The sequence below is a fragment of the Sphingobacterium sp. N143 genome, from assembly GCF_030325625.1.
Taxonomy (GTDB): domain Bacteria; phylum Bacteroidota; class Bacteroidia; order Sphingobacteriales; family Sphingobacteriaceae; genus Sphingobacterium.
The window spans coordinates 66499-82818 of record NZ_JACAIS010000012.1; the positions used below are offsets into that span (position 1 = coordinate 66499).

Annotated in this window: 15 protein-coding genes; 6 read left to right on the forward strand and 9 right to left on the reverse strand. The window is 39.1% G+C overall.

The window, feature by feature from the left end; genetic code table 11:
- Positions 1 to 26: 26 nt before the first annotated feature.
- Complete coding sequence (locus HX021_RS20260) at positions 27 to 626, forward strand: DUF502 domain-containing protein (RefSeq protein WP_286592420.1); 600 nt, start codon at positions 27 to 29, stop codon at positions 624 to 626.
- Positions 627 to 704: 78 nt separating this feature from the next.
- On the opposite strand, the gene HX021_RS20265 is transcribed toward HX021_RS20260, so the two are convergent.
- A complete protein-coding gene (locus HX021_RS20265; protein ID WP_286592421.1) occupies positions 705 to 1604 on the reverse strand; it encodes a pirin family protein in 900 nt (299 codons plus the stop codon).
- A gap of 45 nt (positions 1605 to 1649) precedes the next feature.
- On the opposite strand from HX021_RS20265, the gene HX021_RS20270 reads away from it, so the two are divergent.
- A complete protein-coding gene (locus tag HX021_RS20270) occupies positions 1650 to 2252 on the forward strand; it encodes a LytS family sensor histidine kinase (protein ID WP_286592422.1) in 603 nt (200 codons plus the stop codon).
- Here HX021_RS20270 and HX021_RS20275 read toward each other — a convergent pair.
- The gene (locus HX021_RS20275) at positions 2245 to 3027 is read right to left on the reverse strand and encodes a Cof-type HAD-IIB family hydrolase (RefSeq protein ID WP_286592423.1); all 783 of its coding nucleotides are present in this window, start codon (positions 3025 to 3027) and stop codon (positions 2245 to 2247) included. The two genes, HX021_RS20270 and HX021_RS20275, sit on opposite strands and share 8 nt — an antisense overlap.
- Positions 3028 to 3308: 281 nt before the next feature.
- Here HX021_RS20275 and dnaE point away from each other — a divergent pair, with 281 nt between their 5' ends.
- Together dnaE and trxA are read left to right on the forward strand one after the other, a co-directional pair.
- The gene (gene dnaE, locus HX021_RS20280; RefSeq protein ID WP_286592424.1) at positions 3309 to 7727 is read left to right on the forward strand and encodes a DNA polymerase III subunit alpha; all 4419 of its coding nucleotides are present in this window, start codon (positions 3309 to 3311) and stop codon (positions 7725 to 7727) included.
- 124 nt (positions 7728 to 7851) lie between these two features.
- Complete coding sequence (gene trxA, locus HX021_RS20285) at positions 7852 to 8172, forward strand: thioredoxin (protein ID WP_104385830.1); 321 nt, start codon at positions 7852 to 7854, stop codon at positions 8170 to 8172.
- Between the two features lie 511 nt (positions 8173 to 8683).
- Here the strand turns inward: trxA and rplI are convergent.
- The 7 genes from rplI to HX021_RS20320 form a co-directional block, all read right to left on the reverse strand.
- Entirely contained in the window at positions 8684 to 9127 is a 444-nt protein-coding gene (gene rplI, locus HX021_RS20290) for a 50S ribosomal protein L9 (RefSeq protein ID WP_286592426.1), read from the reverse strand.
- Positions 9128 to 9142: 15 nt separating this feature from the next.
- Positions 9143 to 9406, reverse strand: coding sequence for a 30S ribosomal protein S18 (gene rpsR, locus HX021_RS20295; RefSeq protein ID WP_028071347.1), 264 nt, complete (start codon positions 9404 to 9406; stop codon positions 9143 to 9145).
- The gene (rpsF, locus tag HX021_RS20300; protein WP_077437454.1) at positions 9406 to 9774 is read right to left on the reverse strand and encodes a 30S ribosomal protein S6; all 369 of its coding nucleotides are present in this window, start codon (positions 9772 to 9774) and stop codon (positions 9406 to 9408) included. Before rpsF ends, rpsR begins: the two co-directional genes overlap by 1 nt.
- A 144-nt stretch (positions 9775 to 9918) precedes the next feature.
- Complete coding sequence (gene dapA, locus HX021_RS20305; RefSeq protein WP_286592428.1) at positions 9919 to 10797, reverse strand: 4-hydroxy-tetrahydrodipicolinate synthase; 879 nt, start codon at positions 10795 to 10797, stop codon at positions 9919 to 9921.
- A 38-nt stretch (positions 10798 to 10835) separates the two neighbouring features.
- The gene (gene ligA, locus HX021_RS20310) at positions 10836 to 12860 is read right to left on the reverse strand and encodes an NAD-dependent DNA ligase LigA (protein WP_286592429.1); all 2025 of its coding nucleotides are present in this window, start codon (positions 12858 to 12860) and stop codon (positions 10836 to 10838) included.
- Between the two features lie 119 nt (positions 12861 to 12979).
- Positions 12980 to 14011, reverse strand: a complete 1032-nt coding sequence (locus HX021_RS20315) for a glycosyltransferase family 2 protein (protein ID WP_286592430.1) — start codon at positions 14009 to 14011, stop codon at positions 12980 to 12982.
- Positions 14008 to 14874: a lysophospholipid acyltransferase family protein gene (locus tag HX021_RS20320; protein ID WP_286592431.1), complete on the reverse strand. Its 867-nt coding sequence runs from the start codon at positions 14872 to 14874 to the stop codon at positions 14008 to 14010. The genes HX021_RS20315 and HX021_RS20320 overlap by 4 nt, the downstream gene beginning before the upstream one ends.
- Before the next feature lie 88 nt (positions 14875 to 14962).
- Between HX021_RS20320 and HX021_RS20325 the strand changes: the two genes are divergently transcribed.
- On the forward strand, positions 14963 to 15574 hold the full coding sequence (locus tag HX021_RS20325) for a WbqC family protein (protein WP_286592432.1): 612 nt from the start codon (positions 14963 to 14965) through the stop codon (positions 15572 to 15574).
- A gap of 59 nt (positions 15575 to 15633) precedes the next feature.
- On the forward strand, positions 15634 to 16320 hold the full coding sequence (locus tag HX021_RS20330) for a hypothetical protein (RefSeq protein ID WP_286592433.1): 687 nt from the start codon (positions 15634 to 15636) through the stop codon (positions 16318 to 16320).

The window sequence follows — 16320 nt, forward strand, 5'->3', positions numbered from 1 at the left end:
ATTAATATTTGAAGATAACTTAACGTATGATTAGAAAACTGTTCAGAGGATTTATCAATTATTTAATTCGGGGTATACTGGTTGTTGTGCCTTTAGCAGGAGCTGTCTTTTTGATTGTGTGGATTGTTGCGTCCATCGACTCTGCTCTTAATCTAACGGAACATTTTCTTCAGGATGAGAAAGGGCATCCCCTGTACATACCAGGAATAGGAATTCTTACCGTCATGCTGGTTCTTGTTCTGGCAGGGGTGATATTTACCAATTTTGTGACCGACCCGATCAAGGGGTGGATCAATCATCAGATCAAAAGAATACCCCTCTTGAATACGCTATATACTTCTATCAAGGATTTTACAGAAGCGTTTGTTGGCGATGCAAAGAAATTTAACGAACCGGTATTAATTACGGTAAATGAGTTTGGACTCAAGAAAATAGGCTTTTTGACACAACATGATTTGAAAAGTATTGGATTAGAGAACGATGTAATGGTTTATTTTCCTTATTCTTATTCTTTTGCGGGGCAAGTGGTTATTATTAGTGGGGATAAGGTCAAAAAATTAAATATGTCACCAACGGATGCTATGAAATTGGTTGTTTCTGGAGGTGTCAGTGGAATAGATCATTAATACGATAGCAATGATACAATAGAAAGGGTGAGAACTTGTGATGTTTTCACCCTTTTTTATCATTTATGAATTAAAGCCTTACGCTTTTTTTTGCCCTAATGCCGGATTTACTGGGGGAATGGGGATGTAGCCGTCATCCCCGGGTACTTTGGGGAATTCATGCCGTTCCCACTTTTCTCGGGCAGCTTTTAATGTCTCAATATCAGAAGCAACAAAATTCCAGTCGATATAACGTTGTTCAGGAAAAGGTTCTCCCCCAAAAATATAAACGGATGTTCCGGCTTTCATTTCGAATTCACATAATCTGGCATCTTTGGCAACAAGGATCTGTTTTGGACCAAATTCTTGTCCTTCAGCCTGAACGGAACCATGGAGGATATATAAACCACTTTCACCGTATAGATGGTTTCCAAGTTTAATGTGAGCATCTTCTTTGGCTTTAATTTCAATGAGATATAATGGGCTATGGACAGGTACTTCTGAACGATGTCCATTGATTTCGCCTGCGATCAGGCAGTAACTTACATCACCTTCTGTCCAATGTGGAAGCTGAGGCTCTTCAATGTGTACAAAGCTTGGATCCATTTTTTCCAAGTCTTTTGGTAAGGCCACCCAAATCTGTAGGCCATGTAGATCATGGGCTACTGATCGCAGGGATTCTGGCGTTCTTTCAGAGTGGGTTACACCCCGCCCAGCTGTCATCCAATTAACAGCTCCAGGTTTTATTTCGATAGCATTCCCTAAACTGTCTCTATGCATGATACTTCCTTCAAACAGATAAGTCAACGTTGATAACCCAATATGTGGATGCGGTGCAATGTCCATAAAATGGGGATCGGAGATTTTATCAGGACCCATATGGTCAATAAAGATAAAAGGGCCAACCATACGTTTTTGTCTAAAAGGAAGTAATCTTCCAACCAAGAAATTACCTATGTCTGCGGCTCTTTCTTCGATAACTATTGCAATATTTGACATAATGTTTCCTTATTTTTGTGATTCTAATCTAAAGCAATTTAAGAAATGTCAGGTATAATCAATCGTTTTCTGCGTAAAAAGAGTGTAAGAAATGAAGAGGCGCTGGTATTGGCTAACCGATTGTCGTTTGGAAATAGTCAGTTTGACCGTTTTCTCGCTGAAATGGTGATAGGTCGCACGCCCGATCTGGTAGCCACATATATGACATTCCAAAAAAACATGTTGATGCTTGATATTGAAAAGCCAGTGTTAATGGATGCAGAGCTGGGTCGATTGAATCAATACCTCATGTTGGTCCAGGAGCTGATGCCCGACACTTTTCAGCTGAAATGGGAAAATCGCTTTCCTTCTGAAAGGAAGGTATTTCTTCCGCCGCTGATTTTATTCCCTCTGATACAGCATGCTTTGTCAAAGGGTTATAACAGTATGGCCAGTCAGCCAGTAAGAATTCGTTTGTCTGGAACGCCTAGGGTTATTCAACTGGAGGTAAGTCATCGGGTGAACCATTATTTGGAGGGGCAATTTCAGCACGCTTTGATTCAGGACTTTCAAAAAAGACTGGATTATCTTTTCCCCGAGCAACATAATTTATTGCTGAACAGCAACAGTAATATCTGTAGAGCCACCCTAACTCTCCACTTTAAATAATATTAAAATGTTTTAAAGCATTCCAGATACCATCATTGTCAACATCGTCTGTGATGTAATCAGCGATTTCTTTTACTTCAGGGTTAGCATTTCCCATAGCGATTCCGATTTGGGTGTGCGCGAGCATTGTAATATCGTTGCCGCCATCCCCGAATGACATGGTCTCTGATAATTCAATTCCAAAATGGTTTAGGAAAATGTCTATGCCAACTTTTTTACTTTGTCCAGTGGGATTAATATCAGCAAAGATGGGGGTCCAGCGTGATGCGACCGAGTTGGGCATAACGTTTTCCATAAATTCAGCTTCTTCCTCAGGAGGAATAAAGACATTGATCTGCATGACAGAAGCTAAGTCAAAGTCTTTTTCATAATCACGTATTGGTGGTGTAGGGACATTGACCTGCTGATACATTTTCGTCACTTCCGGATTGTCTCGGTTTAACGATATCTCTTTCTCAGACATAAACGAAAAAGTAAGATCGTTATGCTGTTTTGCATAATCAAGTAGTGAGCGGATATCTTTTTGAAGAATATTATTTTTATAAATAACCAGTTCCTCTTTGGTTAGGCAATATCCTCCGTTGAATGTGATATATCCGTCGAAATCAAGATAACGGATGTGGCCCAGTTGATTGAAAGATCGTCCAGTTGATACAAACACTTTAATATCTTTTTCTTTTAACAGCTGAAACGCTTGTTGGGTGGATGCGGGGACTTGATGAGTTTTGAAACTTAACAACGTTCCATCAATATCAAAAAAAATAGCTTTAACCATGGGATTTATTGTCAGATTCAAATATAGTAAATACCTAGGATAGTGTAACTGGTACAATATTAAATTTTTATTTTCTCACAATAATATCATGGCATTTTGAAGAAAATAGCGTTGTAATTTTGCAGAGCAATACCATATCAATCGTTATTTCATAGGCTAACTTTAGTGGATTTTCGCAAAAATCTGACACAATCTTAGCTAAGAATTTCGTAAATTTCAAGTTCTAAAAAATGTAAATATTCTTACATTTAATGTGTTGTACTAAAGATATTTAGAGTTATATGTATATTGTTTTCGATACAGAAACGACGGGATTGCCGAAACGCTGGGATGCTCCAATTACTGATACAGATAATTGGCCTCGCTGTATTCAGCTGGCATGGCAAATTCATGATGAGATGGGGAATTTGGTCGAACATCAGGATTTTCTGATTAAACCTGACGGATTTGATATACCCTATGATTCTGAAAAAATACATGGTATTTCCACTGCACTTGCTGAGGAACAAGGATTGCCACTTTTGGAAGTCCTGGAAAAGTTTAATGCGGCATTAGATAGATCGAAATTTGTTGTGGGACAAAACATCGGCTTTGACCTCAATATTATGGGCTGTGAATTCTACCGTTATGGAGTAGAATCCAATATGGCGAATATGCCTGTATTGGATACCTGTACTGAAGTGACTGCCGAATTATTGAAGATTCCTGGAGGCCGTGGGGGACGGTATAAATTGCCTAACCTGACGGAATTACACTCTTACTTGTTTGGGGTGCCATTTGCAGAGGCACATAATGCAACCGCAGACGTTGAGGCAACGACACGCTGTTTCCTTGAGCTGGTTAGACGAGAAATCTTCACAGCCGAGGATCTTCAAGTCGATACAGGGTATTTTGTTGATTTTAAGACAAGTAATCCTGGGCCTGTTCCTACCGTCGGACTTAAACATATTAACCTAAAAGCTGCATCTGATGAGATTAGAAAGAGATCGCAGCCGGATGAGGTAAAAGTGGTTGTTGACAAGGATACACTATCAGCTTTTAAAGAGGCAAAATTTACACATTTACACAATCACTCACAGTTTTCTGTCCTTCAGTCAACAATGTCTTATGATAAGTTGGTTTCTGCGGCCATCAAGGATAATATGCCAGCAGTAGCGCTAACCGATCATGGAAATATGATGGGAGCATTTGAATTTGTATCACGTATTATAGGACATAATAAGGAAGTAGAAGCACAGCATGCGGCGGCCATAGAAAACGGAGAAGAACCAACGGGCCAGATCCTGAAACCAATTGTGGGCTGTGAGTTTTTTGTTTGTGAAGACCATAAGGATAAATCAAGAAAGGACAATGGTTATCAGATCGTATTACTGGCAAAGAATAAACGCGGCTATCACAACCTGGCTAAACTAGCTTCTTTTGCGTATACCGCAGGTTTTTATTATGTACCCCGTATCGATAAAGACCTTATTCTGCAATATAAAGAAGATCTGATCGTGCTGTCAGGAAATTTACAGGGCGAGGTTCCAAATAAAGTGTTAAATATAGGTGAAAATCAGGCAGAGGAAGCTTTAGTATGGTGGAAAGAGCAGTTTGGTGACGACTTTTATCTTGAACTGATGCGTCATGGTCAGGAGGATGAAGACCGTGTGAATCAGACGCTGCTTAAGTTTGCCCGCAAATATGATGTTAAGATTGTAGCGACCAATAATACATATTACGAGAAGAAGGGCGATGCCCATGCGCACGATATCTTGTTATGTGTGAAAGATGGGGAAAAGCTTTCTACTCCGAAAGGTAGAGGTCGCGGTTTTCGCTTTGGTTTACCCAATCAGGAATACTATTTTAAGTCCACTGAAGAAATGAAGGCCTTATTCAAAGATCTGCCTGAGGCCATTCTTAATGTTCAGGAAATCGTGGATAAGATCGAAATCTTTAAATTGAATCGCGATGTTTTACTTCCTAAATTTGAAATCCCGGAAGAATTTCAAGTGGCAGCAGATAATGAAGATGGGGGGAAGAGAGGGGAAAATAAATACCTTGCACATTTATGTTATGTCGGCGCCGAAAAGCGTTATGAAGAAATTACGGACGACATTAGAGAGCGTCTGGATTTTGAATTAGCGACGATCGAAAGGACAGGATACCCCGGATATTTTCTAATTGTTCAGGATTTCATTGCCGCAGCACGAGATATGGGTGTTTCAGTGGGGCCGGGCCGGGGGTCGGCTGCAGGGTCAGCAGTCGCTTATTGCCTCGGTATTACCAATATTGATCCTATCAAATATGATTTGCTATTTGAGCGTTTCTTAAACCCAGACCGGGTTTCAATGCCCGATATCGATATTGACTTTGATGATGAGGGGCGTGGCCGGGTCATGCAGTATGTGATCAATAAATATGGTGCAAATCAGGTGGCACAGATCATTACCTATGGTACGATGGCTGCCAAATCTTCTATTAAAGATACGGCGCGTGTACTGGATCTACCTCTTGGGGATGCCAATGAAATTGCCAAGTTAATCCCAAACCTTAAGTTATCGAAGATTTTTACTTTGGATGATGCTGGTTTGAAAGAAAAATTACGGAGTGAAGAGATCGAGGCGGTCAATCGGTTAAAATCTATTGCAGATGGAGCCGGTCTTGAAGCGGAAACGATCAGGCAAGCCCGTGTATTGGAAGGATCCGTTAGGAACACAGGTATTCACGCCTGTGGGGTAATTATTACACCCGATGATATTACCAATTTTGTGCCTGTCTCTTTAGCGAAGGATTCTGATCTCTATGTCACCCAGTTTGATAACCATGTAGTGGAGAGTGCCGGATTGTTGAAGATGGACTTCTTAGGGCTAAAAACACTGACACTCATCAAAGATACCGTGGAAAATGTTAAACTGAGTCATGGAATTGCGTTGGATCCTGATCAATTTCCAATTGATGACGTGTTGACCTATGAGCTCTTTCAACGGGGTGAGACGATCGGGGTATTTCAATATGAGTCACCAGGAATGCAGAAATATATGCGTGATCTTAAACCAACAGTATTTGCTGATTTGATTGCGATGAATGCGCTATACCGGCCAGGACCTATTGAATATATTCCAAGTTTTATCAAGCGTAAGCATGGGATAGATCCTATTGTCTATGACTTGGATGCCTGTGAGGAATACCTAAAAGAAACCTATGGGATTACGGTTTATCAAGAGCAGGTCATGCTTTTGTCTCAAAAGCTTGCAGGCTTTTCCAAAGGTGATGCTGACGTTTTGCGTAAGGCGATGGGGAAAAAGCAAAAAGCTGTACTTGATAAAATGAAACCGAAGTTTGTTTCACAGGCCGAGGAAAGAGGGCATAATGCGAAAGTACTTGAAAAGATATGGACTGACTGGGAAGCTTTTGCCAGTTATGCATTTAATAAATCACACTCTACGTGTTATGCATGGGTAGCCTATCAGACAGCTTATTTAAAAGCACATTTCCCCGCAGAATATATGGCTGCCGTACTTTCAAATAATATGAATGACATCAAGCAGGTGACATTTTTTATGGAAGAGTGTAAGCGAATGGGACTGGAGGTACTTGGGCCCGATGTGAATGAATCTTATTATAAATTTACGGTGAATGAACGGGGAGCAATCCGCTTTGGCATTGGTGCAGTTAAGGGAGTCGGAGCGGGTGCTGTGGATGCTATTGTGCAGACGAGACAATCGGGATTGTACAAGTCGGTTTTTGATATGGCCAAACGTATAGATCTTCGTGCCGTCAACAAGAAGGCGTTTGAAAGCCTGGCTTATGCTGGTGGTTTTGATAGCTTTGAAAGTACGCATCGTGCACAGTATTTTCATGCTGAAGATAATTCAACTGGACTGGAAAAAGCAATCCGTTTTGGACAGCGTTATAAAGAAAATGAAAGTTCAGCACAAGCCAGTCTATTTGGAGCTGGAGGAGCAGTGGAATTGCCTGAACCAGTATTGACACCTTGTCCACAATGGGGGTTGATAGAAAAACTTAAATATGAAAAGGATGTTATTGGGATCTACCTGACCAGCCATCCGCTGGATACCTACCGCTTTGAGATTGACCATTTTTGCCATAATCCTGTTTCGGACCTGACATTGATCAATAAAGTAAAGGCTGCTGAGGTAGATGAGGAAACATTGCTTGAATTTAACCGTATCAAAAACAAAGAACTGGTCATTGGAGGAATTATAGCGTCGGCCAGTCATCGCCTGACTAAAAATGGAAAACCATTTGCGTCTTTTATTATCGAAGATTACAGCGATTCTTACGACATGGCTGTATTTGGTGAAGAATATGTGAAGTTGAAAGGATATTTGCAAGAAGGGTATTTTGTCCAATTACGTGGATTGGTTCAGGAACGTTTTAGACAGGTCGGAAATTGGGGGTTTGAGTTGAGAAGCGTACAATTGCTTTCCGAGCTCCGTGAAAAAATGGCAAAGAGTTTTACCATCAATATTCCATTGCCCAAGTTGAATGAAGCGTTCCTTGATGGAATCAAGGATATCTTGGCGCAAAATGAAATTGAGGGAGTTGTGCCAAATTGTCAATTGAAATTTAAAATCTGGGATCCTCAAGACGAGATCTCTGTCGAAATGCCAGCTAAAAGTCTGAAAATAAACCTTACGAATGAGTTTTTGGACTGTATAGACAAGTTTGAGGGTATTAATTACCGATTGAATTAGTTTGGATTGGAATTTGTGTAATTAAGATTACAATTACATGGACAGTTGTTACTATCTTTGTTTATTGATTTTAGCAATTAAGTAGTATCATAAATATAACTTCGGTTTATAAAATTAACAGATTATGGCATTAGAAATTACAGATAGCAACTTTGAAGAAGTTGTTTTGAAAGCGGACAAACCCGTATTAATTGATTTTTGGGCAGAATGGTGTGGTCCTTGTCGTATGGTTGGTCCTGTTGTTGAAGAATTGGCTAAAGATTATGAAGGCAAGGCTGTTATAGGAAAAGTAAACGTAGATGAAAATCCAGAAATTTCAGTTCGTTATGGTATCCGTAATATCCCGGCTTTATTGTTCTTCAAAAACGGAGAAATTGTAGATAAACAAATTGGAGCTGTTCCAAAGTCAGTTTTGAATGAAAAATTAGAAAAACAATTAGCTTAATAATTCGTTTTTTATAAAAAAGACCTGAAATATTTGTGTTTCAGGTCTTTTTTTTGATTTAATTTTATTTCAAGGGGTGTTTATGGTATATTTTCGATATAAAACCAATTTTATTGTTATTTTCTTTATGATTTTATTTTTTTTATAGTGTTTTTTATGTATTTATTTTGATTATTTATGTTTTTGTTAAAAAAAATAGATTTAATTTTGATAAATGGATAATTTTAACTTATTTTGGGTATGAAAACAATGTGAAAAATGAATATTTTATTGATTTGTTTGTTTTATTTTTTGTTTTTCGTTGATATTTTGATATAGATAAAGATTTTCCCTTTCAAATACCCTAGATTATGCCTCGCGTTGTTCTCAGCAGCGCGAGTTTTTTTTGTTTTAAGGTAAGGTAAGGTAAGGTAAGGTAAGGTAAGGTAAGGTAAGGTAAGGTAAGGTAAGGTAAAAAGAAAGAGGCTATCCTTTTGGGTAGCCTCTTTTTATCGTTTACTCAATAATAAAATTATTCAGCAATTACTTCGAAAGGAACTTGAACTTTAACTTCTTTATGTAAGTTTAAGTTAGCAATATATTCACCTAACTCTTTAGGTTCTACTTCGAATGTGATACGACGGCGGTCTACGTCAAAACCTTTTGCTTTCAAAGCATCAGCAATTTGAATGCTGTTTACTTTACCAAAGATTTTACCAGTTTCACCGGCTTTAGCTCCAATTGAAAGTTTAACAGATTCTAATTTTCCAGCCAATTCAGTAGCGTCTTTTTTGATTTTCTCTTGCTTGAACTGAGCTTGTTTGATGTTCTCTGCCAATACTTTTTTTGCAGATTCAGTCGCTTGAATAGCAAATCCTTGCGGGATTAAGTAGTTACGACCGAAACCTGGTTTTACGTTAACGATATCGTTTTGCTCACCTAAGCCTTTGATATCTTGTTTTAAAATTACTTCCATTTTCTATCGTCCTCCTTATTTAATTGCATCAGCTAAGTAAGGTAACAAGCCAATGTGACGAGCACGTTTAACAGCTTGAGCTACTTTACGTTGAAATTTCAAAGATGTACCAGTTAAACGACGAGGTAAGATTTTACCTTGATCATTTACAAATTTCATCAAGAAGTTAGCATCTTTATAATCGATATACTTGATACCATTCTTTTTGAAACGACAGTATTTTTTACGATTGTCCTCTACTTTAGGAGCAGTTACGTATTGGATATTTTCGTTAGCCATTAGTTTGCGCCCTCCTCAGTTTTAGTTTCAGCTTTTTTGTTGAATGCACCGCTACGTTTTTTCTCGTTATATGCTCTAGCATGTTTGTCTAGGCTTACAGTCAAGAAACGCATAATGCGCTCATCACGTTTGTATTCAACCTCTAATTTATTGATTAATTCACCTGGAGCCTTGAATTCAGTTAAGTGATAAAACCCAGTTGTTTTTTTCTGGATTGGATACGCTAATTTTTTCAAACCCCAATTGTCTTCAGCGACAATCTCGGCTCCGCCTTCTGCTAAGATGTTTTTGAATTTTGCGATTACTTCTTTCGCAGCATCTTCAGAAAGCAACGGGGTAAGAACGATTACAGATTCGTACTGTTGCATTGTGTTAATTAATTTTGTTATTTAAAATTCCACTTTTGTGGAAGTGCAAAGGTAGTTATTATATTGGTATATTGCAATGCCTTGAAGTAAAAAAGTTTAGCCTCCCTGGAGACTAAACTTTTTACTGAATCAGGTCTTTGGCATTTACTTCAGTTTCTTTAGCTCTTCTTGTATTGCGAGGCGTACTTTTTCACTGACAGACACTAACGGAAGCCGTACAATATCAGTGCCTATTCCCAATTCCTTAAGAATATATTTTACTCCAGCAGGATTTCCTTCGATAAAACAAAGATCTGTGATATCAAGTAGTTCATTGTGTATAGTCCTTGCATTATGATAGTTGCCATCTGCACATAATTTGGCTAGCGTAGCCACTCGCTTCGGAAATGCATTGCCGATAACCGAGATTATGCCAGCAGCACCAAGAGACATCATCGGTAAAGTAACAGGGTCGTCACCTGAGATCAAGATAAAATCTGTAGGCTTGTCACGCAAGATTTCACTGAATTGAGCAAAACTTCCAGACGCTTCTTTGACGGCTACGATATTTGCAAAATCATGTGCCAAACGCAATGTTGTCTGTGCTGTTATATTACTGCCTGTACGCCCTGGTACGTTGTATAGGATAATCGGCAAGGGAGAAACTTCAGCAATGGCCTTGTAATGCTGATAAATTCCTTCTTGTGTCGGTTTATTGTAGTAAGGCGATACGGATAAGATGGCACAGAAACCTGTTGGATCAAAGTTTTTGACCTGTTCTACAATCTCAGCGGTATTGTTGCCACCTATACCAGCAACCAAAGGAAGTCTACCGTTCACGCGCTTGACAGTAAAATCCCAGATGCGCTTTCGTTCGTCATTGGTTAATGTGGCAACTTCCCCAGTTGTACCTAAAGAAACCAAATAATCCATACCTTCATTGATTTGCAAGTCAATTAGCTGACCTAATGCTTCGAAATCAACAGATTCATCTGAGTTAAAAGGAGTGACCAAGGCTACTCCTGCGCCGTGAAGCTCGTTCATCTTGTTTTTGTATTTATATAAATTTAATTAAAAAAATCTTATTTGAGATTAATGAGTTCGAATAGTTCTTGATCATTAATCATTGGGATGCCTAACTTTTCTGCTTTCGCCAATTTGGAAGGTCCCATTTTATCCCCCGCTACGAGATAACTTAGTTTGGCAGAAATAGAAGATATCATCTTGCCACCGTTGCTCTCAATCAATGCAGCCAACTCTTCACGGGAATGCTCCGCAAACACACCTGAAATTAAAAAGGTTTTTCCATTGAGACGATTGCTCGCCAGCACGATTTCCTTTTCTTCAATTTCAAAGTTCAGGCCATACTGCCTAAGTGCAATGATCTGCTGCTGATGGATGGGGTTGTCTAAATATTCTTTGACACTTTCCGCGATTCGACGTCCAATATCCTGGACAGCTTCAATCTCTTCAATCGAAGCCTGAGCCAGGGAGTCTATATTTTTGAAATGCTGCGCTAACTTTTTGGCAATAGTCTCCCCAACATGACGTATGCCCAGCGAGAAGAGTACTTTTTCAAAGGGTTTTTCTTTTGATTTTTCAATGCCAGCAAGCATATTGTCTATTGATTTTTGACCGAAACGCTCCAGTTGCTGCAGCTCTTCCTGGTGGTCTTTCAGTCCATATATATCAACGATATTATGCAACAGACCTTTTTTGAAGAAATTATCCACCGTTTCATCCCCCATACCTTCTATGTCCATCATCTTGCGTCCAATGAAATGTTGCATCTTCCCTACAATTTGTGGAGGACATCCTGTTTCATTTGGACAATAATGTACAGCTTCGCCCTCTTGTCTTATCAATGGAGTGGAACACTCAGGACAGGATAGAGGGTATATAAATGCGGTCGCAGCCAACAACCTCTTGTCCATATTTACGGCAATAATTTTAGGGATGATCTCGCCCCCCTTTTCAACATACACCGTATCACCCTGGTGTAAATCTAAGCGCGCGATCTCATTCGCATTATGTAACGAGGCTCGTTTTACAATTGTACCGGCTAATTTTACTGGCTGGAGATTAGCCACTGGTGTCACAGCGCCAGTACGGCCCACTTGATAGCTAATTGAGTTTAGCACGGTCTCGACACGCTCAGCTTTGAATTTGTACGATATCGCCCACCTCGGATTCTTAGCGGTGAAGCCTAATTCTTCTTGCTGGGCATAATCGTTCACTTTGATTACGATGCCGTCTATCTCATAACCAAGGTCGTGACGATGGGTATCCCAGTAATCAATAAATTCAAAAACCTCCATCAATGATGCACATTTTTTAGTATGCTCACTGACATGGAACCCCCAGCTTTTTACCCGTTCAAGACTATTCCAGTGGTCATGAAATAAATTTGTTCTGTGATCACAGTACAAAAAATATAAGAAGCAATCCAGAGGTCGCTTGGCGACTTCGGCAGAATCTTGGAGCTTTAGGGTACCAGAGGCAAAATTTCTTGGGTTGGCATAAGTTTGTTCTTCATTTTCCTCCCGCTCTTTATTCAGGCGAAGGAAAGCAGATTTATGCATAAATATCTCGCCACGGATTTCAAACTGATCAGGATAGTCACCGTTTTTAAGTTTGATCGGAATGGATCGGATAGTCTTCACATTATTGGTGACCACATCACCCTGGATCCCATCTCCACGGGTGACAGCTTTGGTCAAGGTGCCATGCTCATAGGTCAGACTAATGGAAAGGCCGTCGAACTTTAGTTCACAGACATATTCAAAGTGATCCCCGATAATTTTACGGATTCTTTGATCAAAGTCCTGCAGTTCTTCCTGATTATAGGTATTGCCCAAAGAAAGCATAGGCCAACGATGCTTCTCGGTTTTGAATCGAGATGTGATATCACCCCCAACACGTTGTGTTGGTGAATTTGGGTCGGCAAAGTCTGGGTATTGAGCCTCCAATGCTTCGAGCTCTTTTAACTTAAGATCGAAATCATAATCCGAAATCAGGCTAGCTGCCAATACATAGTATTGGTAATTATAATGGTTGAGTTCTGCCGTTAAGTCTTTTATCTTTTTTTCAATATCCATCGCCAACATTTTGCAAAATTACAAATAAAAAATACGTTTAAATAAAATAAATAAAGAATCTTAGTCTAAAGAGTGCTTTATTAATAAAATGCATTTTTATGCATCTTTTTGCTCGAACGAATCTGGCATTATTTGAAGTCCTTGGGGTTCAATTGTGAAAATTTATGTTTGTTATTGGCATAAAAATCAATTATAATTGAATTGTTATAATAGCCCTTTTTGTTCTCAATTGTATGGTATTTTCTCCGTTTTCTAGCATTTTTGAAAATGTTCAAGAAAAAATACTGATGTGCGCGGCTTATAGCCCAAGCATCTTTCGGTTTGCCATCGATGAGAAATTTGATCAAGGCAGCCAGGTCAAACCAAAGTCTGAAGAAGATGACCCATATTGCTTTTATGAAGGGAAGGTTCTTTTGCAGCATAACCATATTATTCCTAAAGTTGAGATAGGTCTTTTTAGGGTTGCTTGCATTTAAGGTCCCCCCTCCCACATGATAAACCACAGATGCTGGGCAATAACCAATGCCATAGCCCATTTTTTTTAAACGCCAGCAAAGATCAATTTCTTCCATATGGGCAAAAAAATCTTCATCAAGACCGCCAGCTTCTTTCCATGCCTCGGCACGGATAAACAGCGCTGCCCCGGATGCCCAAAAAATTTCGCTTTCCTGGTCGTATTGTCCGAGGTCGTCTTCCACAACATGTAGCATGCGTCCTTTGCAGAAAGGGAAGCCGAAGTAATCCAGGTATCCTCCTGCAGCACCGGCATGCTCGAACTTCTGCTTATCATGAAAAGAAAGAATCTTAGGTTGTGCCGCAGCAATAGTAGGCGTTCTTTCTAGATACTCAACCACTGGTTCTATCCAATTCTGACTAACTTCAACATCAGAATTGAGCAAAACATAATAATCTGCCTCCACACGTTCCAATATTTTATTATATCCGCCCGCAAAACCATAATTCTTGTCGTTCTGAAGAATGGTAATGGTCGGATAATATTGTCTAACAAATAAAATGGAGTCATCATCTGAAGCATTGTCTCCAATGATGAACTCAATATTTGGATAAGAACTGTTGTATACAGAAGGTAGAAATTTCTCTAGGAAAAAACGACCATTCCAATTCAGGATAACGACAGCTACTTTAGGTAATCTACTCATTTTCTACGTTTTCTTTTCCAGCGATTATGCGACCATAGCCAATATTCTGGCGTTTCACAAATTAGCTTTTCCGCAAATTGATTGTGCAAGTCGGTTATTTCGTGTTCAGCGAATTCTGTGGGATCTTCCACCAAAGTTACAAATTTACAGAAATATTGCCCTCTTTGTGGTTTTCTGCCAATATAGCAGTACACGATCGGTGCTTTACTTATTCTTGACAACCGTTCCGCTCCCGTATAGACCAATGTCTCTTGGTTTAACCAGTTGATAAAGTAATCGGAGTCCGAATACAAAGGAGTCTGGTCAGCTACAAGCATGCTTACATTGGGCTGTCCTTTTAGCTTTACAATATGCCTGAGAATTTGTTTCATTGGTACCATCTCCGCACCAAAACGGCTGCGCATAGTGTTATAGACAGTATCAATATCTTTATTGTTTAAGGGTTTGTATACGATTAAAGTCGGAAAACTGGTAATCAAACTCAAACGATGTATCCCAAGTTCCCAATTGGCATAGTGCGAGGTGACACCTATGACATTCTTGCCTGCGGCCAAATGACGGGTCAATTCCTCCTCATTCTCCAGTGTCATCTTCTTTTTAACTGTTGCTGCTGTAATCGTTTTTAATTTAATGGATTCTACAAGCAGGTCAGGAAAAAAACGATAGAATTTCTTGGCGATGATAAGCCTTTCTTTGTCCGTTTTTTCAGGAAAAGCATTTTTTAAATTTTGGAATACGATGCTTTTTCTATATCCGACAATATAATAGAGAATATAGTACAACCCATCGGAAATCAAATATAGAAACCAATAGGGGAGAAGTGAAATAATATAGATTAATGCGTTTAACGCTTTTTGTTTCATGCTATAGCTAAAATTCCCAGTTGTATTTTACAAATATCCTTAATTTAAGTTATTTTTGCGTCACTTATAACAAAAATCGTCAGTTTTTATGGAATCGCAGTTACTACTTCCAGCTTGTTATCTTCCACCTGTATCGTATTTTCATATCATACAAGAAAATAGCAGTCCTCTAGTGATAGAACAATATGAACATTTTCAGAAACAGAGTTATCGTACCAGAGCCCGGATCGCTTCTGCCAATGGAACACAAGATTTAATCGTGCCGATACAACATGGAAATAAAGACCGGGTTCCCATGAAGGATATTCGAATAAGCTATGAATTTGACTGGCAACGCCTACATTGGTTAAGTATACAAACGGCTTATCGTAGCTCAGCATATTTTGAGTATTACGAGGATGACTTTGTGCGGTTTTACCGGGAGAAGTTTGAATACCTCTTGGATTTTAATGTGGCACAACTTGAACTTCTATTAAAATCGATTAAATTAAAGAGAACCATTACTTTGACGGCTGAATATAATGGGGCTGATGAGCATATGGTTGATTATCGCGAACGAATACATCCTAAAAAAGCTAGCTTACTGGATAGCCCAAAGGAATATTATCAAGTTTTTTCAGATAAAAATGGATTTTATCCAGATTTGAGCATCATTGACTTATTGTTCAACCAAGGTCCTCAATCGAAAAGTTATCTTTAATTGTTTTAGTTGTTTTGAACATTCTGCGTTTAATATTGTTCAATATTAAACGCTTTTAAATGAATAGACTTCTTCTTGTTTTCATTCTTCTTCCTTTGTTTTGCATTGCTACATATGGTCAGTACGGTGTTGATACAATACATTATCGGAAAGTTTACTATTGGGGAACAACCGGAATGGGATTTCCTATAGGCAAGACGAAAGATATTCTCTCCCCCAAATTTTCGGGTAGCATCGGTCTGGATATTTCCCTTAAAAATTCGATGTTTTTTGTGTCTCCAACATTGTATACCCTGTCATTCAAATATAAACAGCGCTTACCTGATCCAAATTTTGCTTATCGTATTGAGGATGCAAATACGAATTTTTATACTTTCGCATTTTCGGGTGGCGTGCGAAAACAGATGCGCCGATTGAATGTTTACGGTTTTCTAGGGCCGGGGATAGGCTTGACAAGTGAGCCCCGTGCGCATGTGATGGCTGAACAGAAGCTGGTTAAAATGGAAAATATAAATCGTTTGAACCTGTCCAGCAAACTAGGTGCAGGAGCTGACTACAAATTCAATGGCTTTTTTCTTGGACTGGAGTTAGGCTACTTACATAATTTCAGAAAGATACAGGAAACACCTGTCAATATTTTTACAGTGATGATCGGTGTGAAATCAGATATCACCCAAATTGGTGACAGGGTTATTGATGTGATCGGAATAGATGGCTCTATCAGTGGGAAAAAAGAAAAAAAATAG

Excerpts from the sequence above, each read along its gene's own strand:
- HX021_RS20260 (WP_286592420.1), top strand. The coding sequence starts at position 27 with ATGATTAGAAAACTGTTCAGAGGATTTATCAATTATTTAATTCGGGGT.
- rplI (WP_286592426.1), bottom strand. The coding sequence starts at position 9,127 with ATGGAAGTAATTTTAAAACAAGATATCAAAGGCTTAGGTGAGCAAAAC.
- HX021_RS20265 (WP_286592421.1), bottom strand. The coding sequence starts at position 1,604 with ATGTCAAATATTGCAATAGTTATCGAAGAAAGAGCCGCAGACATAGGT.
- HX021_RS20320 (WP_286592431.1), bottom strand. The coding sequence starts at position 14,874 with ATGAAACAAAAAGCGTTAAACGCATTAATCTATATTATTTCACTTCTC.
- ligA (WP_286592429.1), bottom strand. The coding sequence starts at position 12,860 with ATGTTGGCGATGGATATTGAAAAAAAGATAAAAGACTTAACGGCAGAA.
- rpsF (WP_077437454.1), bottom strand. The coding sequence starts at position 9,774 with ATGCAACAGTACGAATCTGTAATCGTTCTTACCCCGTTGCTTTCTGAA.
- HX021_RS20275 (WP_286592423.1), bottom strand. The coding sequence starts at position 3,027 with ATGGTTAAAGCTATTTTTTTTGATATTGATGGAACGTTGTTAAGTTTC.
- HX021_RS20325 (WP_286592432.1), top strand. The coding sequence starts at position 14,963 with ATGGAATCGCAGTTACTACTTCCAGCTTGTTATCTTCCACCTGTATCG.
- HX021_RS20315 (WP_286592430.1), bottom strand. The coding sequence starts at position 14,011 with ATGAGTAGATTACCTAAAGTAGCTGTCGTTATCCTGAATTGGAATGGT.
- trxA (WP_104385830.1), top strand. The coding sequence starts at position 7,852 with ATGGCATTAGAAATTACAGATAGCAACTTTGAAGAAGTTGTTTTGAAA.
- HX021_RS20270 (WP_286592422.1), top strand. The coding sequence starts at position 1,650 with ATGTCAGGTATAATCAATCGTTTTCTGCGTAAAAAGAGTGTAAGAAAT.
- rpsR (WP_028071347.1), bottom strand. The coding sequence starts at position 9,406 with ATGGCTAACGAAAATATCCAATACGTAACTGCTCCTAAAGTAGAGGAC.
- HX021_RS20330 (WP_286592433.1), top strand. The coding sequence starts at position 15,634 with ATGAATAGACTTCTTCTTGTTTTCATTCTTCTTCCTTTGTTTTGCATT.
- dnaE (WP_286592424.1), top strand. The coding sequence starts at position 3,309 with ATGTATATTGTTTTCGATACAGAAACGACGGGATTGCCGAAACGCTGG.
- dapA (WP_286592428.1), bottom strand. The coding sequence starts at position 10,797 with ATGAACGAGCTTCACGGCGCAGGAGTAGCCTTGGTCACTCCTTTTAAC.